Below are 23,104 nucleotides of genomic sequence, written 5' to 3'. Positions count from 1 at the left end.
GCTCGGAGCCAGTGTAGGACCGGCGGTGAGGCGAACCTTCCTTGCGCGCCAGCATCTGGACAGACGTGAGACGGCCGGGGGGTGGCGCCGCACACCTCCACGCGCTCGACGCCACCCCGGCCCACGGGGTCCTGGGCGCCGCCCCCGACGGAGGGGACGGCGCTCGGACCGGTCTAGCTGCGCCAGGTGTCGGTCAGGGTCAGCACCCCGCCGGCCGGCACCGTCGCGGTCCGGTTGGCCCCGGACTCCCAGGTCACCGAGCCGTTCGACTCCTTGCGCACGTACTTGTACTGGACGACGGTCCCGGCGGGCAGCGTGACGGCAGCCCGCCAGACCGGGTAGGTGGCCGACGACAGCGCGACGGCGCTCGCCGGGTTCCAGCTGCCCAGCTCGGCGCGGTCACCGACCACGTAGACGTTCTGGCCCCACGACGTCGTCGCGCTCACCCCGAACGAGACCTGCGAGGCGCCCGTCGGGGTCGGGGTCGGGGTCGGCGTGGGGGTCGGAGTGCTCGTGCCACCCGCGAGCTGGCCCACGTGCACGGCCACGGAGCCGTTGGCCGGGACGGTGAAGGTCGCCGACCCTCCCGAGGCGACGGTCACGGTCGTGCCCGAGCAGCCGCCGCTCGTCGTCGCGCCGCTGATGACGTCGCAGTACCGCCCGGCGGGCAGGGACGTCTGGAACGTGCGCTGCAGGGCCGAGCCGTTCCGGTTGATCGCGACGTACCCGAGCGACCCGCGCCCGTACGCCAGCCGGCCGCCGTCGCTCCAGACGTTCGTCAGGGGTGCGGTGCCGACCGCGTTGCGGAAGCCGACCATGTGCGCGGTCTCGTTCCAGCGGTGCGCGCACGTCCAGGTGCCCTGCCCGCAGACGGCTTCGTTCACCTTGCCGTTGCCCTGCTGCGGCGCCCCGGCGTCGTTGTTGCTGAAGGTGTACCCGGAGTAGACGGTCGGCCAGCCGTACGGGTAGCTCAGCGCGAACACGTTCGCCAGGCGGTAGTCCGAGCCGTTCTTGTAGCTGAGCGTCTCGCCGTTGCGCTCGGTGTCGTGGTTGTCGACGAACACCGCGGCCCGGTCGGTCGGCAGCAGCCAGGACTGGTCCTTGAGGCCGCCCAGCGACGACAGGTTCCCGCTCTGGAACACCGACTTGAGGTGGCGGGAGTAGTTGAACTCGTTGGAGTCGCCGGAGCCGAAGTACTCGGCGGGCTGGATGGGCTCGCCGCCGCCCGCGATCACCTCGTGCTCGATGTAGACGCTCTGGTCGGTGAGCTTGCCCCTGATGGCTTCGAGGTCTCCCGCGGCGATGTGCTTGGAGGCGTCGACCCGGAAGCCTCGGACGCCCAGCGAGATCAGGTCGTTGAGGTAGGCGGCGATCTCGGAGCGCACGTAGTCGCTGCCCGTGTCGAGGTCCTGCAGGCCGACCAGCCGGCAGTTCTGCACCTGGTAGCGGTCGTTGTAGCTGCTGATGTTGGTCTTGCAGGCGTGGAAGTCCTGCGGGCCGTAGCCGCCCTCGGGTCCGGGGTAGCGCTCCTCGGAGTAGGCGGTGCCCGCCCAGCCGGTGCCCGCACCGGTCTGGCCGGACATGTGGTTGACCACGACGTCCGTGATGACGGAGACGCCGGCCGCGCGGCACGTGTCGATCATCGCCTTGTACTCGGCGCGGGTGCCCAGCTTGGAGGCCACCTTGTAGCTGACGGGCTGGTAGGAGGTCCACCACTGGCCGGCGAGCACGACGTGCTCGTTGGGCGGGGACGTCTGGACGTAGCCGTACCCGGCAGGGCCCAGCTGCGTGGTGCACTCCTGCGCGATCGAGTTCCACGTCCACTGGAACAGGTTGGCGGCGGGCCGCATGGTCGCCGGGGCGGCCGTCGCGGGCTGGGCGGCCGTGAGCCCGGCCAGCGCCAGGACGGCGGCGAGCAGGGTGCCGAGCGCGGCTCGGCGGGGGCGGATCGGTGTCGACACGTAGGCACTCCTCGAGGTGGGGCCCGGCGTCGTCGTCGGGCCGCTCGCGGTCACCGCATCGTCGCGATGACCGGCCTGCATCCGCACGACGCGCACCGGGAGGTGCCGGCACGCGGCAACGCGGTGGGACCGGCGAACCGGGCCCGGGAGGAGGTGTGCCGACCGCCGGGATCGCCGGCGGAGGGCGCGCTGCACCGACGCCGCACGGCCCTGCAACAGACCGTGCAACGGCGGTGAAACTTGCTGCAACCGGACACTAGGGGAGGTCCCCCTGGTCGTCAACCGGGACCTAGGCTCGTCCCGTGCCCGACTCCCCCACCACCGCCCGCCCGGTCTCGGCACCCCTGGACCCGCTTGGTCTCGCGACGGGCGTCGGCGCGTACGTCCTGTGGGGCGTCCTGCCCCTGTACTTCCCCCTGCTGCAGCCGGCCGGCGCGGTCGAGATCATCGCGCACCGCGTCGTCTGGTCGCTGCTGTTCTGCCTCGTCCTGCTGGCGGCGACCCGGACGTGGGGCGCGTTCGTCACCGCGCTGCGCAACCGGCGCACCGTGACGGTCCTCGCGGTCGCTGCGGTGCTGCTCGCGATCAACTGGCTCGTCTTCGTGTTCGGCATCCTCACGGACCGCGTCGTCGACGCCGCCCTCGGGTACTACATCAACCCGCTGGTCACCGTCACGCTCGCCGTCGTCGTCCTGCGCGAGCGGCTGCGCCCCGTGCAGTGGGTGGCACTCGGGTTCGGCGCCGCCGCCGTCGTGGTCATCACCGCCGGCTACGGGCAGCTGCCCTGGATCGCCCTCGTGCTGGCCGTGACCTTCGGGTTCTACGGACTCATCAAGAACCGGGTCGGTCGGACGGTCGGAGCCGTCCCGGGACTCGCCGTCGAGACCCTCGTCCTGGCACCCGTGGCCCTCGGCTACCTGGTCTGGATGAGCGCCGTCGGTCAGGGCACGTTCGAGACCGAGGGTGCCGCGCACGCGCTGATCCTCGCCTCGTCCGGCATCGTGACCGCCATCCCGCTCCTGCTGTTCAACTCCGCCGCCCGCCGGCTGCCGCTGTCCATGCTCGGGCTGCTCCAGTACATCGCCCCGACGCTGCAGCTCCTCATCGGCGTCCTGGTCCTGCACGAGCAGATGCCCGCCGCGCGCTGGTGGGGCTTCGCGCTCGTGTGGACGGCCCTGGCCATCCTGACCGTCGACGGCGTCCGGACCAGCAGGGCGCAGCGGCTCAGCCGCCGCACCTCCGCGCTCAGCGCGGGCTGAGCGTCGCGTCGAGGACGATCGCCGTCACGTTGTCGTGCCCGCCGGCGGCGAGAGCGGCCGCGACAAGCCGGTCGGCCGCGGGCTGCGCCTCGTCCTGCGCGCGCAGCTCGGCCTGGATGCGCGCGTCGGACAGCTCGTCCGTCAACCCGTCCGAGCACACCAGCATGCGGTCCCCCGGGCTCACCGGCAGCAGCCAGACGTCCGGCTCCACGTCGGACGCCCCGCCGCCCAGCACGCGCGTCACCACGTTGCGGCGTGGGTGGTGCGGCGCGTCCGCCGCCGCGACCAGACCGCGCTCGACCAGCTCCGCCACCTCCGAGTGGTCCCGCGTGACCTGCTCGAGCACCCCACCGGCCATCCGGTAGGTCCGCGAGTCCCCGACGTTCAACACCAGCCAGCACGGCGTCTCGCCGTGCGACGTCACGACGACGCCCGTCACCGTGGTGCCCGGTCGGCGGCCGGTGGTCGACGGGAGGTCCCGCACCGCCGCGTGCGCCTTCCGGACGAACGACCGCACGTCCGCCGGGGTGGGCGTCCCAGCACCGAGCCCCCGTAGCGCGTCGATGGCCGTGCGGCTGGCGACCTCGCCCGCCTCGTGGCCGCCCATGCCGTCCGCGACGAGGTAGAGGCCGTCGTCGACCGAGACGCTGTCCTCGTTGCGCGCTCGCTGGGCCTTCTCCGTGGCGACGCCGACACGGAGGCTCACGCGGGAGTCGGTCATCGCGTGGGGCTCCGGTGCGTCATCGGCGTCCTTCGGGTGCGCCGGGCAGGGGCCGCCCGGCGTGAGTCGACGGTCAGCATAGCCAGTCCGCCGGTTCCGGGCGTGGTGGGCACCGGTGGGGACGAATCGTCGTCGGCAGCGCTCGGCGGACCTCTCCGCCGACCGGTCCGCGTGGTCAGGCGGCGCGGTCCACGAGCGCGTCGGCGAACGAGATCAGCGCGTCCTTCACCGGTCCCGCCGGGAGCGGGTCCAGCTCGCGCACGGCGGCCTGCGCGAGCGCGACGGCGCGTGCGCGCGTGTCAGCGACCACGGGGTGCACCCGCAGGGCCGCGACCGCGGCCGCCAGGTCGTCGTCGGCCGACAGGTCCCCGTCGAGCAGGGCGACCAGGCGGCGGTCCTCCTCCGACGAGCCGTCCTGCGCCGCGCGGGCGCGCAGGAGGAGCGCCGGCATCGTCGGCACCCGTTCGCGCAGGTCGGTGCCGGGGGTCTTGCCGGTCACGTCGCCGTCCGAGGTCAGGTCGATGACGTCGTCGGCCAGCTGGAACGCGACGCCGATCTTCTCCCCGAAGCCGGTCACCGTCGCGACGACGTCCGGCCGGCAGCCCGCGAACATCGCCCCGAACCGGGCCGACGTGGCGATCAGCGACGCCGTCTTGTCCGCCAGGACCTGCAGGTAGTGCTCCACCCGGTCGTCCTCCGGGCGAGGCCCGACCGTCTCGTGCAGCTGGCCCAGGCAGAGCCGCTCGAACGTGGCGGCCTGGATCCGGACCGCGTCGGGCCCCAGGCCCGCGACCGTCGCCGACGCACGGGCGAACAGCAGGTCGCCCGTGAGGATGGCGACGGAGTTGCCCCAGACCTCGTGGGCGGCGGGAGCACCGCGGCGCAGCGGCGCGGAGTCCATGACGTCGTCGTGGTACAGCGTGGCCAGGTGGGTCAGCTCGACGACGACGGCGGCGTCGACGACCTCCCGGCGGGACCCGTCCCCCAGCTCGGCCGCGAGCAGGGTGAGCAGCGGACGCAGCCGCTTGCCGCCCGCGTTGACCAGGTGCCGCGACGCGTCGTCGGCCAGCGGGTCCACGTTGGTCACGGCGTCGCGCAGCCGCTCCTCGACGAGTGCGAGACGGGCAGCCAGCCGGTCGGCCAGGTCAGGGTCGGCCAGCGGGAAGGCCGTCGACGAAGTCACGGCTAGAACCTATCCCGGCGCAGCGATCCTGCCGGACAGCACGACGGCACGGCGTCACAGCGTCATGCCAGGAACGTCGCCACGCTCGCGATGAGGTCGAGCACCGGCGACGGGAAGACGCCGAGGACGATCGTCACGAGGGCGCAGAACGCGATCGCGACCACGGCGAGCCCCTCGGTCCCGACCACGGTCGTCGTGACGGTCGAGCGCGTCTGCACGACCGGCTCGGCCTCGACGGCGACCGTCGAGTCCGCGCCCAGGGCGAAGCCCTCCGCCGACGGGGCCAGCGCCGTCACCGCGGTCCCGGTCTCCTCGGCGCCGGCAGGCTCCGTGAAGAACATCAGCACGATGATCCGCACGTAGAAGAACACCGCGACGGACGAGGCCAGCACGCCGATGAGGGCCAGCGGCCACGCGCCCCCCTCGACCGCGGCCGAGAAGACGGAGAACTTCCCCGCGAAGCCGGCGGTCAGCGGGATGCCCGCGAACGACAGCAGGAACAGCGCGAAGGTCAGTGCGAGCAGCGGGTGGGTCCGGCCCAGCCCCGCCCACTGGGACAGGTGCGTGGCCTCGCCCAGGATGGGGCTGTCACCCTCGGACCCGCCGGCCCCGCCGACCATCCCGGCACGCTCCCGCACGAGCCAGACGATGCCGAACGCCCCGACGGTCGCCGCGCCGTAGACCAGCAGGTAGAAGAGCACCGCGACGATGCCGGCCTCGTTCAGGGCGATGATGCCGGTGAGGATGAACCCGGCGTGCGCGATCGAGGAGTAGCCGAGGACGCGCTTCATGTCCGTCTGGACGAGCGCCGCGACCGTGCCGACGACCATCGTGAGGATGGCGACCGTCCACAGCAGCACGCCCAGGTCCCAGGCCAGACCCGGCAGCATCGTGTAGACGACGCGGAGCAGCGCGCCGAACGCGGCGACCTTGGTGCACGCCGCCATGAACCCGGTGATCGGGGTGGGGGCGCCCTGGTAGACGTCGGGCGTCCAGGTGTGGAACGGCACCGCGCCGACCTTGAACAGCAGTCCGGACAGGATGAGCACCGAGCCGACGAGCAGGAGGCTGTCCAGCCCACCCGGCACCTGCGTGGCCTCCGAGATCTCCGAGTACCGCAGCGAGCCCGAGTAGCCGTAGACCAGGGCGATGCCGAAGAGCAGCAGCGCGGAGGAGAACGCGCCGAGCAGGAAGTACTTCATCGACGCCTCCTGCGAGAGCAGGCGTCGGCGCCGGGCCATGCCGGTGAGCAGGTACAGCGGCAGCGAGAGGACCTCGAGCGCGACGAAGAGCGTCAGCAGGTCGCCCGTGGCCGGGAAGATCAGCATGCCGCCGGTGGCGAAGAGCACCAGCGGGTAGATCTCCGTCTGCTGCACCCCCTTCCGGCGCGCGGCCTCCTCGTAGTCCGAGCCGGGAACGGCGGCGGCGTTCGGCGCGAACGCGTCCTCGCCGGTCTCCGTGCGGTCGGCGATGATCAGCAGCGAGACCAGGGCCAGCAGCGCGATGGTGGCCTGCAGGACGAGCGTGGGGCCGTCGACGAGCAGCGAACCGCCGAGCACGACCGTGCCGCCGGTCTCCTCGACACCGCTCCACAGCAGCGCGACGGCGATGACGGCGCCGGCCAGCGCGGCGAGCGCGATGGCGAGCTGCACCGTGCGGCGGACGCGGGCCGGGACGAACGCCTCGACGAGCACGCCGACGACGGCGGCCAGCAGGACGATCACGACCGGGCTCAGCGCGGCCCAGTCGACCGTCGGTGCGACGAAGTCGGTCACTGGTCGCTCCCTTCCTCTGTGGCGGCGGTGGCGGGCACGTCCTGCACGCCGACCTGCTCGAGCGAGACGCTCGCCGGCGGGCGGACCAGGTCGAGCGCGGGGCCGGGGACGAACCCGAAGACGACCATCAGGCCGAGCAGCGGGGCGATCACCCACTTCTCGCGCGAGACCGCGTCGGGCATGCCGGCGAGCCCGTGCTTGTCCGGACCGGTGAACATGCGCTGGTAGGTCCACAGCACGTAGACGGCTGCGAGCACCACACCCAGGCTGGCGACGATCGACGCCGCGGGGTGCCGCGCGAACGTGCCGACGAGCACCAGGAACTCGCTGATGAACGTCGACAGGCCTGGCAGCGACAGGGCCGAGAGGCCGGCCACCAGGAACGTCCCCGCGAGCACCGGGACGATCTTCTGCAGCCCGCCGAAGTCGGCGATCTGCTGCGACCCCCGGCGGGCGACCAGGAACCCGGCGATGAGGAACAGCGCGGCGGTGGAGAGCCCGTGGTTGACCATGTAGAACGACGAGCCGGCGATGGACGTCGACGTGAACGCGAAGATGCCCAGCACGATGAACCCGAAGTGCGACACCGAGGTGTACGCGATGAGGCGCATGAGGTCCTTCTGCCCGATGGCGAGCAGCGCGCCGTACAGGATCGAGATGACGGCCAGCACGATGATCACCGGCGCCGCCCAGCGGGACGCGTCCGGGAACAGCGGCAGGCACAGCGTGAGCATCCCGAACGTGCCGACCTTGTCGAGCACGCCGACCAGCAGCGTCGAGGTGCCCGCGGGGGCCTGCTGCGCGGCGTCCGGCAGCCAGGTGTGCACCGGGAACATCGGCGCCTTGATGGCGAACGCCAGGAAGAACGCGCAGAACATGAGCTTCTCGGCCGTCGGGTCCAGTGTCAGGCCCGTGAGGTTCTCCGTGAGGAAGCCCTGCGGTCCGCCCGGCCCCTGCAGGTACAGGGCGATGACGGCGACCAGCATGATGAGGCCGCCGGTGAGCGAGTACAGCAGGAACTTCACGGCCGCGTACCGCCGCTGCGCCCCGCCGAACAGCCCGATCATGAAGTAGACCGGGATGAGCATGGCCTCGAACAGGACGTAGAAGAAGAACACGTCCCGCGCGGCGAACACGGCCACGATGAACGCCTCGAGCAGCAGCACGAGCGCGAGGTACCGGCGCAGCTGGTCGGTGGCCACCGTGAGGCTGCCCTGCTCGCGCCAGGCGGCCAGGACCACCAGGGGGACGATCAGCACCGACATGAGCACGAGGATCAGGCCGACACCGTCGACGCCGACCGCGTAGGACACCCCGAAGGCGGGGATCCAGCCGTGCACCTCGGACAGCTGGACGGCGCCCGAGTCGGCGACGTCGAACGCCGTGAGCGCCGCGACGCCCAGCGCCAGCTCGAGCAGGGAGACGCCGAGGGCGACGGCCCGGGCGCGTCCGGCGGGGACCACCCACAGCGCCACCGCACCCAGCAGGGGCAGGACGATGAGGGCGGTCAGCCAGGGGAAGGAGGACGACATCACTCAGTGCTCCTTCAGCTCTGCACGAGCAGGACGACGACGACGAGGACGACCAGACCGAGCAGCATCGAGGCGGCGTAGGACCGGACGTACCCGGTCTGCACGCGCCGCACCCATCCGCCCAGCAGGACCGTGGACAACCCGACACCGGTGACGGTGCCGTCGATCGCGGTCCGGTCGGCGTACACGAGCGACCGGGTCAGTGCCTGACCGGGCTCCACCAGGGCGATGTCGTTGACGGAGTCCTGGTAGAGGTCGACGCGGGCTGCGCGGGTGAGCGCGGTGCCGACGGGCGGCACGACGGGCACCTGCGAGATCGCGTACCGGCGCCACGCGAGGACCACGCCGGCGATCACGAGCGCCAGGGTCAGGACGGTGATCACCCAGACCGGCAGCACCGGCTCGTGGTGCTCCGGGTGGCCGAGCACGGGCGCCAGCCAGTCGACGAACCGGTCGCCGAGGGCGAGGAACGCACCGAGCCCGACCGAGCCCACGGCCAGCACGATCATGGGCCAGGTCATGAGCCTCGGGGACTCGTGGGGGTGCTGCGCCGAGCCGTCGCGCTTGGTGGACCAGCGGCGCTCGCCCTCGAAGGTCATGAAGAACAGCCGCGACATGTAGAACGCGGTGATCCCGGCGGCGAGCATCGTGATGGTGCCGAAGACCCAGGCGCGCCACGGCGCACCGTCGACCGGGACGAACGCGGCCTCGATGATCTTGTCCTTGCTCCAGAACCCGGAGAACGGCGGGATCCCGATGATCGCCAGCCAACCGGCCATGAACGTCAGCCACGTGATCGTCATGTACCGCGCCAGGCCTCCGAACCGGCGCATGTTCACCTGGTCGTCCATGCCGTGCATGACCGACCCCGCGCCGAGGAACATGCCGGCCTTGAAGAAGCCGTGCGTGATCAGGTGGAAGATCGCGAACGCGTACCCGACCGGGCCGAGCCCGGCGGCCAGGATCATGTAGCCGATCTGCGACATCGTCGAGGCGGCCAGCGCCTTCTTGATGTCGTCCTTCGCGCAGCCGACGATCGCCCCGAACAGCAGGGTGATCGCGCCGACGATGACGACGACCAGCTGGGCCGTCGGGGCGGCGTCGAACAGCGGCGCCGACCGGACGATCAGGTAGACGCCCGCCGTGACCATGGTCGCGGCGTGGATGAGTGCCGACACCGGCGTCGGGCCGGCCATCGCGTCGCCGAGCCAGGACTGCAGCGGGAACTGCGCCGACTTGCCGCACGCGGCGAGCAGGAGCATCAGGCCGATCGCCGTGAGCGTCCCCTGGCCGGCGCTGCCGTCCACGCCGCTCAGCACGGTCCCGAAGTCCACCGCCCCGAAGGTGGCGAACATGATGCCGAGCGCGATGATCAGACCCAGGTCGCCGATGCGGTTGGCGACGAACGCCTTCTTCGCCGCGACCGCGTACTCGGTGTTGTAGTTCCAGAACCCGATGAGCAGGTACGACGCCAGACCGACGCCCTCCCAGCCGACGAACAGCAGCAGGTAGCTGTCGGCCAGCACGAGGATGAGCATCGCCGCGACGAAGAGGTTCAGGTACGCGAAGAAGCGGCGGCGGTCCACGTCGTGGTCCATGTACGCCACGGCGTACACGTGGATGAGCGTGCCGACGAACGTCACCAGCAGGACGAACGTCATCGACAGCGGGTCCAGCCGCATCCCGGCGTCCAGCTGGAAGGCACCGGCGTCGATCCAGGTCCCGAGGGACACGTCGATGACGCGGGAGTCCTCGGGGCGCTGGAGCATCGTGACGAACACGATCGCGGCGACCACGAAGGAGGCCGCCGACGCCAGGACGCCGAGCCAGTGCCCCCACCGGTCGGAGCGGCGCCCGGCCAGCAGCAGCACGGCAGCGCTGAGCAGCGGCAGGCCGACGAGCAGCGGCGCGACGAGCAGGACACCGGCGCGCACGGTCTCGCTCGCGGGCGCGATCGTGTCCGCGCTCAGACCAGTGGGCAGGCTCGCCACCAGAGTTGTCAGGGTGTGCACGTCGCCCCTCAGCTCTTCAACAGGTTGATGTCGTCGACCGAGGCCGAGCGGCGGGTGCGGAAGATGGCCACGATGATCGCGAGCCCGACGACGACCTCGGCGGCCGCGACGACCATCACGAAGAACGCGAGCACCTGCCCCGTCAGGTCACCGTGGATCCGGGCGAACGTCACGAGCATGAGGTTCGTGGCGTTGAGCATGAGCTCGACCCCCATGAACACGATGATCGCGTTCCTGCGCAGCAGGACGGTCGTCGCGCCGATCGAGAAGAGGATCGTCGAGAGGACCAGGTAGTGGGTCAGGCTCACTTGCCGTCCTCCTGTCCGATGACGCCCGCGGGGCCGGTCGACGGACCGTCCTGGCCGGAGTCGCTCACTGCGGCACCGAGGTCGGGAGCGTTCACCGCGGCGCCCTCGGGCGCGGCCTTCGGCGGCGGGTTGCCCCGCACCTGCGACACCCCGGCGAGGACCCGCTGGGTCCGCGCCGCGAACTCCTCCGCGTCCGCCTCCTGCCCGCGGACGCGCAGCACGCGCGGCACGGAGCTCTCGAGCGGCTGGCCGTCCGGGCCGAGCGCCGGGACGTCCATCGCGTTGTGCCGGGCGTACACACCCGGCGCCGGCAGCGGCGTCAGGGTGGCACCGGCCGCGACGCGGGCGTCCGCACGCTCCTTCTGCCCGACGCGCGGGGTGAGGCGCTGGCGGTGCGTGAGCACCAGGGCCCCGAGCGCGGCCGTGACCAGCAGGGCGCCGACGACCTCGAAGGCGAACACGTACTGGCCGAAGATGATGTGCGCGACGCCGGTGGGGTTGTCGTCGACCGCGGCACCGGTCAGCCCGACGGGCGGGCCGTACGTGGCGCGACCGACCACGCCGACGAGGACCACCCCGAGCCCGATGCCGGCCAGCAGCCCGATCCAGCGCTGCCCGCGGATGGTCTCCACCAGGGAGTCCGAGCTGTCGACGCCGACCAGCATGAGGACGAAGAGGAACAGCATCATCACGGCGCCGGTGTAGACGACCACCTGCACGACCCCGAGGAACACCGCGTCCTGCGCGACGTAGAGGAACGCCAGCGAGATCATCACCACGATCACGGCGAGCGCGGCGTGCACGGCCTTCTTGGCGAACAGCAGCCCGAGCGCGGCGAGCACCATGACCGGGCCCAGCGTCCAGAACAGCACCGCCTCGGCGGTCGTCGTCTCCCCCGACTCGAGGAGGGCAGCGGGGAGCGCGCTCATCGAGCGCCCTGCTTGGTCGCGGCCGCCACGGTGCGCGCCATCTCCGCCGCTGTCTCGCCGGGCACGTTCGCCGCGTCGAGGCCGGCGCCGCCGGGCAGCGTCGGGTCGTCGGGGCGGTGCTCCTTGACCCACGCGACCTGCGCGGGCGTCGCACCCGTGACCTCGCCGCGGTAGTAGTCGGTGTCCGTCGTGCCCTCGACCATCGGGTGCGGCGCCTGCAGCATCCCGCTGCGCAGCGGGGCGAGCAGGTCCTGCTTCTCCCAGATCATCCCGGCACGCGTGGGACCGGCCAGCTCGTACTCGTTGGTCATGGTCAGCGCACGCGTCGGGCACGCTTCGATGCACAGGCCGCAGAAGATGCAGCGCAGGTAGTTGATCTGGTAGACGCTGCCGTACCGCTCCCCCGGCGAACGCTGGTTGTCCGGGGTGTTGTCCGCGCCCTCGACGTAGATCGCGTCCGCGGGGCACGCCCAGGCGCACAGCTCGCAGCCGATGCACTTCTCCAGGCCGTCGGCGTACCGGTTCAGCTGGTGACGCCCGTGGTACCGGGGCTTGGCCGGCACCTTCTCCGACGGGTACTGCTCGGTGACCGTCGGCCGGAACATGTTCGACAGCGTGACGCCGAACCCGCCGACGGGAGCGAGGAACTCCGAGACCGCTCCGCGCGGCTCGATGAGCGAGGTGTAGCCCTCCGGCTCGACCGCGCCGACCTCGCCCGTGCGGGGGCGCGGCGCGACGGCCTTGCCCTGTGCGGGCTTCTGGGCAGCGGGCTTCTGCGCAGTCGGCTTGCGGACGGGCTTGCGCTGGTCAGCCACCGTGCACCTCCTGGGTGACCTGGGGGGTCGTCGAGCTCTCGCCGTCCGCTGCCGCAGCGGCTGCCCGCTGCTTGCGCGGGGACGGCGGGAGCACCTGTCCGGGCAGCGGCGGCACGGGGTAGCCACCGGCGTAGGGGTCGTACTCCTGCGGACCGGGTGGTCGCTGGGGCGGGACGGGCTGCTTCTTCTCCGGGATCAGGAACGAGATGAGGAGCCCGACCACCACGATGCCGGCGAGCACGAACAGCACCGAGCGCAGCTCCAGGCCGGAGAACTGCCGCACGCCCTGCACGACGCCCACGGCGACCACCCAGACCAGGGCGGCCGGGATGAGCACCTTCCAGCCGATCTTCATGAACTGGTCGTACCGGAACCGCAGGACGGACCCGCGGATCCACACGAACACGAACATCAGCGTCCAGAGCTTGGCCAGGAACCACAGGACCGGCCACCAGCCCTCGTTGAACATGCCGTCGTTGATCGCGGAGATGGGCCACGGGGCCCGCCAGCCGCCGAGGAACAGCGTCGTGGCGACGGCGGAGACGTTGAGCATGTTGATGTACTCGGCGAGGAAGAACCACGCGAACTTCATCGACGAGTACTCGGTCATGTACCCGGACACCAGCTCGCCCTCGGCCTCCGGGAGGTCGAACGGCAGGCGGTTGGTCTCCCCGACCATCGAGATGATGTAGATGACGAACGCCGGCAGCAGGGGCAGGAACCACCACACCGCGGTCTGCGACGTGACGATCTGCGACGTCGACATCGAGCCGGCCAGGATGAAGACGCTGACGAGCGACAGGCCCATCGCCAGCTCGTAGGAGATGACCTGCGCGGTGGAGCGCACGGCGCCGAGCAGCGGGTACGTGGACCCGGACGACCAGCCGCCGAGCACGATGCCGTACACGCCGACCGACGCGCAGGCCAGGATGTAGAGGACCGCCACGGGGAAGTCCGTGAGCTGGACCGGGGTGTTCACGCCGAACATGCTGACGTTGGGCCCGAACGGGATGACCGCGAACGTCAGCAGCGCGCAGAACACCGCGATCATCGGCGCGACGATGTAGACCAGCTTGTCCGCGGCCTTGACCGTCATGTCCTCCTTGACCAGGAGCTTCATGGCGTCGGCGAGCGACTGGAGCAGCCCGAAGGGTCCGTGCACGTTCGGGCCGGGCCGCACCTGCATGCGGGCGACGACCTTGCGCTCGAACCAGATGGCGATGAGCACGCTCGTCAGCAGGAACACGACGATGGCCACGGCCTTGATCAGCCAGATCCACCAGGTGTCGTTGCTGAAGTCCGCGGTCACGGGAGCGACCGCCTCGGTGAGGATCCTCATGAGCGGGCCTCCACAGTGCGCGGACCGGGAGCGAGGCGCACGACGGCGCCCGCGTCGACGTGCAGGGCATCACGGACACCGGCGCCCGCGGCGTTCGTCGGCAACCAGACCACGTGGTCCGGCATCTCGGTGACGACGGCCGGCAGCGTCAGTGTCCCCGCGTCGGTGGAGACGCTCAGGCCGGCGCCGTCCTGCACCCCGACCGCCGCGGCGGTGCCGGCGGAGATGCGGGCGACGGGCCGCTTGGCCGTCCCGGCGAGGAACTGCTCGCCGGACTGCAGGCGGCCGCCGTCGAGCAGCAGGTGCCAGGTGGCCAGCACGGCCGACCCCGGAGCCACCACCGGCGGCTCGGAGGCCGGGACGTCCGGTGCGCCGACCCGGGCACCGTCCCAGCCGCCCAGCTGGTCGAGCTCGGCGTGCACGGCCTCCAGGGTCTGCAGGCCCAGCTCGACCCCGAGCGCGTCCGCGAGCCGGTCGAGCACCCGGTGGTCGGCCATCGCGTGGGAGGACAGGGCCTGCGGGAAGGGCCGCGGGCGACCCTCCCAGGTGACGAAGGTGCCCGACTTCTCCGTGGGCGGGGCGACGGGCAGGACGACGTCCGCCCGGTCCGTGACCTCGGACTGCCGGACCTCGAGCGAGACCAGGAACGGGACCCGGTCGAGCGCCTCCCGGGCGAGCGCCGGGTCGGGCAGGTCCGCGAGCTCGAGGCCGCCGACGACGAGGCCGCCGAGCAGGCCGGCGTGCGCGGCGGCGAGGATCTCGGAGGTCGAGCGGCCCGTCTCCGAGGGGACGTGGTCGATCCCCCAGGCCGCTGCCAGGTCGACGCGGGCGGCGGAGTCCGCCACCGGCCGACCGCCCGGCAGCAGCGACGGGAGCAGACCCGCCTCGACGGCCGAGCGCTCACCCACGCGGCGCGGGACCCAGGCGAGCCGGGCGCCGGTGCGCTGCGCGAGCCGCACGGCGGCCGAGAAGCCGCCGGGCACGCCCGCCAGACGCTCGCCGACGAGCACGAGCGCACCGGCGGAGCCGAGCAGCTCGGCCGTCGCAGCGAGCGAGGGGTCGGTGCCGATGCCGTCGAGGACCTCCGCCTCGGTCCCGGGCGCCGCGGGCAGCAGCGTGCCCGACAGCCGCTCGAGCCCGCGGCTCGCCAGCGCGGCGACCGACAGGACCCGGACCTTGCGGTGCACGACCGCGTCGCGCAGGCGCAGGAACGCGATGCCCGCCTCCTCCTCGGCCTCAAGGCCGACGAGGAGCACCGCGGGTGCCCGGTCGAGGTCCGCGAACGTGACGTCGAGCGTCCGGCCGGCGACGTGGTGACCGAGGAAGGCCTCCTCCTCCGCCGAGTGCGGACGGGCCCGGCCGTCGACGTCGTTGGTGCCGAGCGCGACCCGGGCGAACTTGCCGTAGGCGTAGGCGTCCTCGAGCGTGAGGCGACCCCCGGGCAGGACGGCGACGCCGACCGCGGTGTCCCGCGGGTCGTCCGGCTGCTGCGCGGCCTGCAGGCCCGCGGCCGCGACGTCGAGCGCCTCGACCCAGCTGGCCGGCTCGAGCTCACCGGCCGCGTTGCGGACCAGCGGCGTCGTGATCCGGTCCGGCGCGGACTGCCACGTGAACGCGAAGCGGTCCTTGTCGGTGATCCACTCCTGGTTGACCGTCGGGTCCTCCCCCGCCAGCCGGCGCAGCACGACGCCGCGGCGGTGGTCGATGCGGATGGCCGACCCCTGCGCGTCGTGCTCGGCGACGCCCGGCGTGGAGACCAGGTCGAACGGCCGCGACCGGAACCGGTACGCCGCGCTGGTCAGCGCGCCCACCGGGCAGATCTGGACGGTGTTGCCGGAGAAGTACGACGCGAACGGCCGGCCGGACGTGTCCTCGGCCGACGCGCCCAGCGGGGCGTCCCCGACGAAGCCGAGCACCGAGGTGTCGAACGTGCCGATCTGCTGGTTGGCGCCGCGCTTCTGCAGGTCGATGAACACGTCGCCCGCGATCTCCTCCGAGAACCGGGTGCAGCGCTGGCACAGGATGCAGCGCTCCCGGTCCAGCAGGATCTGCGTCGAGATGGCGATCGGCTTGGGGAACGTGCGCTTCACGTCGACGAACCGGGTGCTCGCGCGGCCGTTGCTCATCGCCTGGTTCTGCAGGGGGCACTCGCCGCCCTTGTCGCACACCGGGCAGTCGAGCGGGTGGTTGATCAGCAGCAGCTCCATGACGCCGTGCTGGGCCTTGTCGGCCTCGGGCGACGTGTGCTGCGTCTTGACCTGCATGCCCGGGGTGGCCTCGAGGGTGCAGCTGGCCTGCGGCTTCGGCATCTTGGCCAGCTTGCCGTCACGGCCGGGCGCCCAGACCTCGACCAGGCACTGGCGGCAGGCGCCGGCCGGGGCGAGCAGGGGGTGGTCGCAGAACCGCGGGATCTGGATGCCCAGCTGCTCGGCGGCGCGGATGACCAGGGTGCCCTTGGGCACCTCGGTCTCGATGCCGTCGACGGTGAAGCTGACCGTCTCGCCCGCCGGCTCCACCGGGGCGACCGGTGCGGCGGGGACCAGGGACGTCGTCGGCCCGGAGGACAGGATCGTCATGCGTGCACCCCAACGAGAGTGTGCTTCGGCGTGTAGGAGAACAAGCTGCTGTGCTCCGGGGGGAACAGGACGTCCGCCGGCGTGTGCGTCCCGGCGACGAACTCGTCGCGGAAGTACTGCACGGCCGACGTGATCGGGCTGGTGGCGCCGTCGCCGAGCGCGCAGAACGCCTTGCCGAGGATGTTGTCGCACAGGTCCAGCAGCAGGTCGATGTCGGCGAGCGTGCCCTGCCCCGCCTCGATCCGCTGCAGCACCTGCGTCAGCCAGTAGGTGCCCTCGCGGCACGGCGTGCACTTGCCGCAGGACTCGTGCTTGTAGAACTCGGTCCACCGCGTCACCGCGCGCACCACCGACGTGGTCTCGTCGAAGATCTGCAGCGCCCGCGTCCCCAGCATCGAGCCCGCCGCACCGACCGACTCGTAGTCGAGCGGGACGTCGAGGTGCTCGGCCGTGAAGATCGGCGTCGACGACCCCCCGGGCGTCCAGAACTTCAGCTGGTGACCCTCACGGATGCCACCGGCCATCTCCAGCAGCTCGCGCAGCGTGATGCCCAGGGGCGCCTCGTACTGGCCCGGCCGCGTGACGTGACCGGACAGCGAGAACAGCCCGTAGCCCGACGAGCGCTCCGTGCCCATGGACTTGAACCAGTCCGAGCCGCCCTGCACGATGCTCGGCACCGACGCGATCGACTCGACGTTGTTCACCACGGTCGGCCGCGCGTACAGCCCGGCGACCGCGGGGAACGGGGGCTTGAGCCGCGGCTGGCCGCGCAGCCCCTCGAGCGAGTCGAGCAGTGCCGTCTCCTCGCCGCAGATGTACGCGCCCGCACCCGAGTGCAGCGTGATCTCCAGGTCGAAGCCCGAGCCGAGGATGTCGGTGCCCAGGTAGCCGGCGGCGCGCGCCTCCTCGATGGCGTGCAGGAGGCGGCGGTACACGTGCAGGATCTCGCCGCGCACGTACAGGAAGGCGTGGTGGCAGCCGATCGCGTAGCTCGTGATGATCATGCCCTCGATGAGCAGCTGCGGGCTGGCCATCATCAGCGGGGTGTCCTTGCAGGTCCCCGGCTCGGACTCGTCCGCGTTGACGACGAGGTAGCGCGGTCCGCCGTCGGGTGCGGGCAGGAAGCCCCACTTCATCCCCGTCGGGAAGCCCGCTCCCCCGCGGCCGCGCAGGCCCGAGTCCTTGACCATCGTGACGACGTCGCCGGCCTGCATGCCGAGCGCGCGACGCAGGCCGCGGTAGCCACCGGCGTCCTCGTACGTCGCGAGCGACCACGAGCGGTCGGCGTCCCAGGTGTCCGTGAGGACCGGGGTGAGGGTCGTCGCCATCACGACTCCTTCGCGTCGTCGGTGGACTGCTTCTGCTGCTCCGCGGCCGGTGAGACGTCGGCCGGCGTCGTGGCCGGGCGCTCGGCGCTGGACTGCTCGTCGCCGACCCTGGGCTCGGTGGCTGCGGCGGGAGCGGCCGACGTCGTGCCCTGCGGGAACTCCGGTGCGGTCCAGCCCTCGGCGCGCGCCAGCTCGACACCGCGCAGCGTCGGCACACCGGCGCCGACGCCCTCGTCGGCCCGCCCGTCGCCGAAGCCGGCCAGCACGCGGGACATCTCGGTGAAGGTGCAGACGCTGCTCGCGCCGCGCGTCGGGACGACGGGCCTGCCGGCGGCCAGGTCGTCGGCCAGCTGCCGAGCGCTGTCGGGCGTCTGGTTGTCGAAGAACTCCCAGTTGACCATCACGACCGGCGCGTAGTCGCAGGCCGCGTTGCACTCGATCCGCTCGAGCGTGATCGCGCCGTCGTCGGTCGTCTCGTCGTGGCCGACGCCGAGGTGGTCGGACAGGTCCTCCCAGATGGCGTCGCCGCCCATGATCGCGCAGAGCGTGTTGGTGCAGACGCCGACCGTGTACGTGCCGTTCGGGTGCCTCTTGTACTGCGTGTAGAACGTCGCGACCGCGGAGACCTCGGCCGTGGACAGCCCCAGGTGGGCCGCGCAGAACGCGATCCCTCGCGGGCTGACGTAGCCGTCCTCGGACTGCACGAGGTGCAGCATCGGCAGCAGGGCCGAGCGCGCCTGCGGGTAGCGGGCGACGATCACGTCGGAGTCCGCGGTCAGCCGTGCGTGCGTCTCGGCGTCGTACGACGTGCTGTGCCGCTGGCCGGGGCCCCGGCCCGTCTCGATGCTCATCGGTCCACCCCTCCCAGCACCGGGTCGAGGGACGCGACGGCGACGACGACGTCGGCCACCTGCCCGCCCTCGCACATGATCGACGTGGCCTGCAGGTTGTTGAACGACGGGTCCCGGAAGTGCGCCCGGTACGGCCGCGTCCCCCCGTCGGAGACCAGGTGCACGCCCAGCTCGCCGCGCGGGTGCTCGACGGTCTGGAACACCTGGCCGGCCGGGACGCGGAAGCCCTCGGTGACCAGCTTGAAGTGGTGGATCAGGGCCTCCATCGAGGTGCCCATGATCTCGCGGATGTGGTCGAGGGAGTTGCCCATGCCGTCCGAGCCGATGGCCATCTGCGCAGGCCAGGCGACCTTCTTGTCCGCGACCATGACCGGGCCGGGGCCCATCTTCTGGAGGCGGTCCAGGGTCTGCTCGACGATCCTCATCGACTGGTAGCACTCCTCGACGCGCAGCACGAGGCGTCCCCAGGAGTCGGCCGTCTCGGCGGTCGGCACCTCGAAGTCGTACGTCTCGTAGCCGCAGTACGGGTTGGCCTTGCGGACGTCGTAGGGCAGGCCCGCCGAGCGGAGCACCGGTCCGGTGACGCCGAGCGCCATGCACCCCGACAGCCCCAGGTAGCCGACGTCCTTGAGGCGCAGGTGCAGGATCGGGTTGGCCATCATGAGGTCCTCGAGCTGCTTGAAGTAGCCCCGGACCAGCACCAGCGCCTCACGGATCGTGTCGATCGCGCCGGGCGGGATGTCCTGGGCGACGCCGCCCGGACGGATGTACGCGTGGTTCATGCGCAGGCCGGAGATCAGCTCGAAGATCTTGAGGATCTCCTCGCGGGCCGTGAAGCCCACGGTCATGATCGTCGTCGCGCCCAGCTCGTTCCCGCCCGTGGCCAGGCAGACCAGGTGCGAGGTGATCCGGTTGAGCTCCATCATCAGCACCCGGATGACCGTCGCCCGCTCGGGGACGTCGTCGGTGATGCCGAGCAGCTTCTCGACCGCGAGGCAGTACGCGGCCTCCTGGAACAGGGGCGCCACGTAGTCCATGCGCGTGCAGAAGGTCACGCCCTGGGTCCAGGTGCGGAACTCCATGTTCTTCTCGATGCCGGTGTGCAGGTAGCCGATGCCCGCGCGGGCCTCGGTCACCGTCTCGCCGTCGATCTCGAGCATGAGCCGGAGCACCCCGTGGGTCGACGGGTGCTGCGGGCCCATGTTGACGACGATGCGCTCCTCGCCGAGGCGGGCGGCCTCCTCGGCGATGTCCGACCAGTCGCCGCCGGACGCCTCGAACGACGGGACGCCCTCGGCGTCGGCGTCGACGACGTGGGCCGTGCTGTGAGGGGTCTGGGTGGTCATCGGTACGACCTCCGCTGGTCCGGGGGCGGGATGGTGGCGCCCTTGTACTCGACCGGGATACCGCCGAGGGGGTAGTCCTTGCGCTGCGGGTGGCCCGGCCAGTCGTCGGGCATCTCGATGCGTGCCAGGGCGGGGTGACCGTCGAAGATCATCCCGAAGAAGTCGTACGTCTCCCGCTCGTGCCAGTCGTTGGCCGGGTACACCGAGACGGTCGACGGCAGGTGGGGGTCCGAGTCCGGGACCGCGACCTCGAGCCGCAGCCGGCGCGAGTGGGTCACCGAGACCAGGTGGTACACGGCGTGCAGCTCACGGCCGGCGTCGTGCGGGTAGTGCACGCCCGACACCCCGAGGCTGAGCTCGAACCGCAGGTCCTGGTCGTCGCGCAGCACCTGCGCCACCTCGACCAGGTGCTCGCGCGCGACGTGCAGCGTGAGCTCCTCGCGGTCCACGACCACGGACTCGACCGCCGCCGCGTAGGTGGTGCCGGACTCGTCCAGCACGTCGACCAGGATGTCGACGACCTCGTCGAACCAGCCGCCGTACGGCCGCTCGCTGGGACCCGGCAGCGCGATCGCCGTGACGAGGCCGCCGTAGCCGGAGGTGTCGCCGGTGCCGCTGGCGCCGAACATGCCGCGGCGCACGTCGACGACCTCGATCTGCGCCCGGCCCTCGGCGGGCACGTTCTGCGAGCCCGCCTCGAGCGCCGCCTCGCTGGTGGGCTGCGCGGCCGTCGTCGCGTCACCCGGCTTGACCGCCTCGGCGGCGTCCGTCTTCTCGTCGGTCACTTCAGCAGCCCCGTCATCTGCGACGTCGGCGTCGCGGCCAGCGCGGCGGCCTCGGCAGCGGCAGCCGCGGCCTTGCGGTTGGCGCCCAGCGGCTCGTTCTCGATCTGCTCGTGCAGCGCCAGGATCGCGTTGATCAGCATCTCCGGACGCGGCGGGCAGCCAGGCAGGTAGATGTCGACCGGGACGATGTGGTCGACGCCCTGCACGATCGCGTAGTTGTTGAACATGCCGCCGGAGCTGGCGCAGACGCCCATCGACAGCACCCACTTGGGCTCGGACATCTGGTCGTAGACCTGCCGCACCACGGGGGCCATCTTCTGGCTCACCCGGCCGGCGACGATCATCAGGTCCGCCTGGCGCGGCGACGCGCGGAAGACCTCCATGCCGAACCGCGAGATGTCGAACCGGCTAGCGCCGGCCGCCATCATCTCGATCGCGCAGCAGGCCAGACCGAACGTGACCGGCCACAGCGACGCCTTGCGGAAGTACCCGACGAGGTCCTCGACCGTCGTCAGCAGGAACCCGGACGGTGCCTCTTCGATGCCCATCTCAGCTCTCCTTCGTCCACGCCAGGCTGGTGCTCGTCAGTCCCACTCGAACCCGCCGCGCTTCCACTCGTAGACGAACGGGACGGTGATCAGCACGAGGAACGCCATCATCGCGACGAGGCCGAAGAGGGCCAGGTCCGCGAAGCTCACGGCCCACGGGTAGAGGAACACCACCTCGATGTCGAAGATGATGAAGGTCATCGCGACCAGGTAGTACTTGATCGGGAACCGGCCGCCGCCTATGGCGTGCGGGGTGGGCTCGATGCCGCACTCGTACGCCTCGAGCTTGGCGCGGTTGTACCGCTTGGGTCCCAGGATCACGCTCGAGCCGACGCCGCCGAGGGCGAGGACGGCGGCGATGCCCATGAGGAAGAGCAGCGGGACGTACGGGTTGTCCATCGCGCGTCACTCCACTTCGTTGTGGTCGGGGGTCATGCTGCGGGGGCGATCCGGGCCAGGCCGGCGATGACCCTGTCCACCAGGTCGCCGCCCCTCGGCTCGTAGCAGTCGGACAGGAGCTTGAGCACGAACTTCATGACGAGCGGCCGTGGCAGCCCGTAGCGGGTGCACACCCGCATGACCTCCGGGTGCTCGATCAGCCGGACGAAGACCCGGCCGAGCGTGTAGTAGCCGCCCAGGTCGTCCTTCATGCGGCGCTCGTACGTGGCGAAGGCCCGCTCGCGTCCGGCGGCGGTGCCGCGCGCGAGCCCCTGCGAGATCGCGTCGGCGGCGACGCGTCCTGCCTGCAGGCCGTAGGCGATCCCCTCGCCGTTGAACGGGCTGATCATCCCCGCGGAGTCGCCCGCGAGCAGCAGGCCGTTGCCGTAGAGCGGTCCGCGGTTGAAGCCCATCGGCAGCGCGGCACCCTTGACGGGCCCGACCTGGTTGTCCGGCGTGAACTCCCACTCGTCCGGGACGTGGCGCATCCAGGTGGCGAACAGCTTCTTGTAGTCGACCTTCGTCGGCGCCGCCGTCGAGGCCACCGAGCCGAGCCCGACGTTCGCGGTCCCGTCGCCCAGGGAGAAGATCCAGCCGTACCCCGGCATGAGGTTGCCGTCGTCGTCGCGGAGCTCGAGGTGGCTCTCCATCCACGGGTCGTCGTGCCGCGGGGTCTGGAAGTAGGTGCGGACCGCGACCCCCATGGGGCGGTCCATCCGCTTCTCCAGCCCCATCCCCGTGGCGAGCCGCGCCGAGACCCCGTCGGCCGCGATGACCACCGGTGCGCGGTACGTGACGGTCTCGCCCTCGACCTTGGCCTGCACGCCGACCACCCGGCCCGAGCGCTCGTCGTGCACCGGTCCCGTGACGGTGGTGCGCTCCTGCAGCTTGGCGCCGGCCGCCCGTGCGTGCTCCGCGAGCGTGTGGTCCAGGGACATCCGCGACTTCGCGAGCCCGTACGACGGGTAGCTGGAGAGCTCCGGCCACGGGAGCTCGAGCCGGTGACCGCCCCCGATGACCCGCAGGCCCACGTTGCGGATCCAGCCGTCCTGCTCGCGGACGGGCAGCCCCATCCGCACCAGCTCGGCGACGGCGCGGGGGGTCAGACCGTCCCCGCAGACCTTGTCCCGGGGGAACTCGGACTTCTCGAGGAGCAGCACGTCCAGGCCCGCGGAGGCACAGTGAAAGGCGGCGGCAGACCCCGCTGGGCCTGCGCCCACGACGATGACGTCTGCGTCATCGTGCGTAGCTCCCACCACCACTGACCCCACTTGTGACGTTGTTCACGTACTGCTCCCGGCGAGTGTAACGAGCGCCACATGGGCTGTCTGCGAAGGCACTCCTAACCTCGCCGCAGCAGGTGCGGGACGTGGCGTGATCACCCGGTCGACCGCGAGC

Annotated in this window: 19 protein-coding genes; 1 reads left to right on the top strand and 18 read right to left on the bottom strand. The window is 71.6% G+C overall.

Features of this window, described 5'->3' with window-relative positions:
- Nucleotides 1-173 precede the first annotated feature (173 nt).
- Nucleotides 174-1,961, bottom strand: coding sequence for a carbohydrate-binding module family 20 domain-containing protein (locus CXY01_RS13085; RefSeq protein WP_246125327.1), 1,788 nt, complete (start codon nucleotides 1,959-1,961; stop codon nucleotides 174-176).
- A gap of 302 nt (nucleotides 1,962-2,263) precedes the next feature.
- On the opposite strand from CXY01_RS13085, the gene rarD reads away from it, so the two are divergent.
- On the top strand, nucleotides 2,264-3,220 hold the full coding sequence (rarD, locus tag CXY01_RS13080) for an EamA family transporter RarD (protein WP_146927888.1): 957 nt from the start codon (nucleotides 2,264-2,266) through the stop codon (nucleotides 3,218-3,220).
- Here rarD and CXY01_RS13075 read toward each other — a convergent pair.
- The 17 genes from CXY01_RS13075 to CXY01_RS12995 all read right to left on the bottom strand — a co-directional run bounded on the left by CXY01_RS13075 (nucleotide 3,207) and on the right by CXY01_RS12995 (nucleotide 22,965).
- Entirely contained in the window at nucleotides 3,207-3,926 is a 720-nt protein-coding gene (locus tag CXY01_RS13075) for a PP2C family protein-serine/threonine phosphatase (RefSeq protein WP_246125325.1), read from the bottom strand. The genes rarD and CXY01_RS13075 overlap by 14 nt on opposite strands.
- Before the next feature lie 190 nt (nucleotides 3,927-4,116).
- Nucleotides 4,117-5,124, bottom strand: a complete 1,008-nt coding sequence (locus CXY01_RS13070; protein WP_146927886.1) for a polyprenyl synthetase family protein — start codon at nucleotides 5,122-5,124, stop codon at nucleotides 4,117-4,119.
- 62 nt (nucleotides 5,125-5,186) lie between these two features.
- Nucleotides 5,187-6,899, bottom strand: a complete 1,713-nt coding sequence (gene nuoN, locus CXY01_RS13065; protein ID WP_146927885.1) for an NADH-quinone oxidoreductase subunit NuoN — start codon at nucleotides 6,897-6,899, stop codon at nucleotides 5,187-5,189.
- Complete coding sequence (locus CXY01_RS13060) at nucleotides 6,896-8,431, bottom strand: NADH-quinone oxidoreductase subunit M (RefSeq protein ID WP_146927884.1); 1,536 nt, start codon at nucleotides 8,429-8,431, stop codon at nucleotides 6,896-6,898. The genes nuoN and CXY01_RS13060 overlap by 4 nt, the downstream gene beginning before the upstream one ends.
- A 14-nt stretch (nucleotides 8,432-8,445) precedes the next feature.
- Nucleotides 8,446-10,443, bottom strand: coding sequence for an NADH-quinone oxidoreductase subunit L (nuoL, locus tag CXY01_RS13055; RefSeq protein WP_146927883.1), 1,998 nt, complete (start codon nucleotides 10,441-10,443; stop codon nucleotides 8,446-8,448).
- Nucleotides 10,444-10,451: 8 nt separating this feature from the next.
- On the bottom strand, nucleotides 10,452-10,751 hold the full coding sequence (gene nuoK, locus CXY01_RS13050; protein WP_055912062.1) for an NADH-quinone oxidoreductase subunit NuoK: 300 nt from the start codon (nucleotides 10,749-10,751) through the stop codon (nucleotides 10,452-10,454).
- A complete protein-coding gene (locus CXY01_RS13045; protein WP_146927882.1) occupies nucleotides 10,748-11,680 on the bottom strand; it encodes an NADH-quinone oxidoreductase subunit J in 933 nt (310 codons plus the stop codon). The genes nuoK and CXY01_RS13045 overlap by 4 nt, the downstream gene beginning before the upstream one ends.
- Nucleotides 11,677-12,354 (bottom strand): NADH-quinone oxidoreductase subunit NuoI, encoded by a 678-nt coding sequence (nuoI, locus tag CXY01_RS13040; protein WP_246125366.1) that lies wholly within the window; start codon nucleotides 12,352-12,354, stop codon nucleotides 11,677-11,679. Before nuoI ends, CXY01_RS13045 begins: the two co-directional genes overlap by 4 nt.
- 133 nt (nucleotides 12,355-12,487) lie before the next feature.
- Nucleotides 12,488-13,834, bottom strand: a complete 1,347-nt coding sequence (gene nuoH / locus CXY01_RS13035) for an NADH-quinone oxidoreductase subunit NuoH (RefSeq protein WP_146927880.1) — start codon at nucleotides 13,832-13,834, stop codon at nucleotides 12,488-12,490.
- Nucleotides 13,831-16,410 carry an NADH-quinone oxidoreductase subunit G gene (locus tag CXY01_RS13030; RefSeq protein WP_146927879.1) on the bottom strand — a complete coding sequence of 860 codons (2,580 nt, stop codon included), beginning with the start codon at nucleotides 16,408-16,410 and terminating at the stop codon, nucleotides 13,831-13,833. Before CXY01_RS13030 ends, nuoH begins: the two co-directional genes overlap by 4 nt.
- Nucleotides 16,407-17,738, bottom strand: coding sequence for an NADH-quinone oxidoreductase subunit NuoF (nuoF, locus tag CXY01_RS13025; protein WP_146927878.1), 1,332 nt, complete (start codon nucleotides 17,736-17,738; stop codon nucleotides 16,407-16,409). Before nuoF ends, CXY01_RS13030 begins: the two co-directional genes overlap by 4 nt.
- Nucleotides 17,738-18,589: an NADH-quinone oxidoreductase subunit NuoE gene (nuoE, locus tag CXY01_RS13020; protein ID WP_146927877.1), complete on the bottom strand. Its 852-nt coding sequence runs from the start codon at nucleotides 18,587-18,589 to the stop codon at nucleotides 17,738-17,740. The genes nuoF and nuoE overlap by 1 nt, the downstream gene beginning before the upstream one ends.
- Nucleotides 18,586-19,935 (bottom strand): NADH-quinone oxidoreductase subunit D, encoded by a 1,350-nt coding sequence (locus tag CXY01_RS13015; protein ID WP_146927876.1) that lies wholly within the window; start codon nucleotides 19,933-19,935, stop codon nucleotides 18,586-18,588. The genes nuoE and CXY01_RS13015 overlap by 4 nt, the downstream gene beginning before the upstream one ends.
- On the bottom strand, nucleotides 19,932-20,720 hold the full coding sequence (locus CXY01_RS13010) for an NADH-quinone oxidoreductase subunit C (RefSeq protein WP_146927875.1): 789 nt from the start codon (nucleotides 20,718-20,720) through the stop codon (nucleotides 19,932-19,934). The genes CXY01_RS13015 and CXY01_RS13010 overlap by 4 nt, the downstream gene beginning before the upstream one ends.
- Nucleotides 20,717-21,268 (bottom strand): NuoB/complex I 20 kDa subunit family protein, encoded by a 552-nt coding sequence (locus CXY01_RS13005; RefSeq protein WP_146927874.1) that lies wholly within the window; start codon nucleotides 21,266-21,268, stop codon nucleotides 20,717-20,719. The genes CXY01_RS13010 and CXY01_RS13005 overlap by 4 nt, the downstream gene beginning before the upstream one ends.
- A gap of 36 nt (nucleotides 21,269-21,304) precedes the next feature.
- Nucleotides 21,305-21,667: an NADH-quinone oxidoreductase subunit A gene (locus CXY01_RS13000; RefSeq protein WP_146927873.1), complete on the bottom strand. Its 363-nt coding sequence runs from the start codon at nucleotides 21,665-21,667 to the stop codon at nucleotides 21,305-21,307.
- Nucleotides 21,668-21,699: 32 nt separating this feature from the next.
- Nucleotides 21,700-22,965, bottom strand: a complete 1,266-nt coding sequence (locus tag CXY01_RS12995; protein ID WP_146928078.1) for a geranylgeranyl reductase family protein — start codon at nucleotides 22,963-22,965, stop codon at nucleotides 21,700-21,702.
- Nucleotides 22,966-23,104 lie beyond the last annotated feature (139 nt).

The sequence above is a fragment of the Cellulomonas xylanilytica genome, from assembly GCF_007989805.1.
Taxonomy (GTDB): Bacteria; Actinomycetota; Actinomycetes; order Actinomycetales; family Cellulomonadaceae; genus Cellulomonas; species Cellulomonas xylanilytica.
Note: the sequence above shows the minus strand (reverse complement) of the source record. Positions and strands in the feature narration are given on the sequence as shown.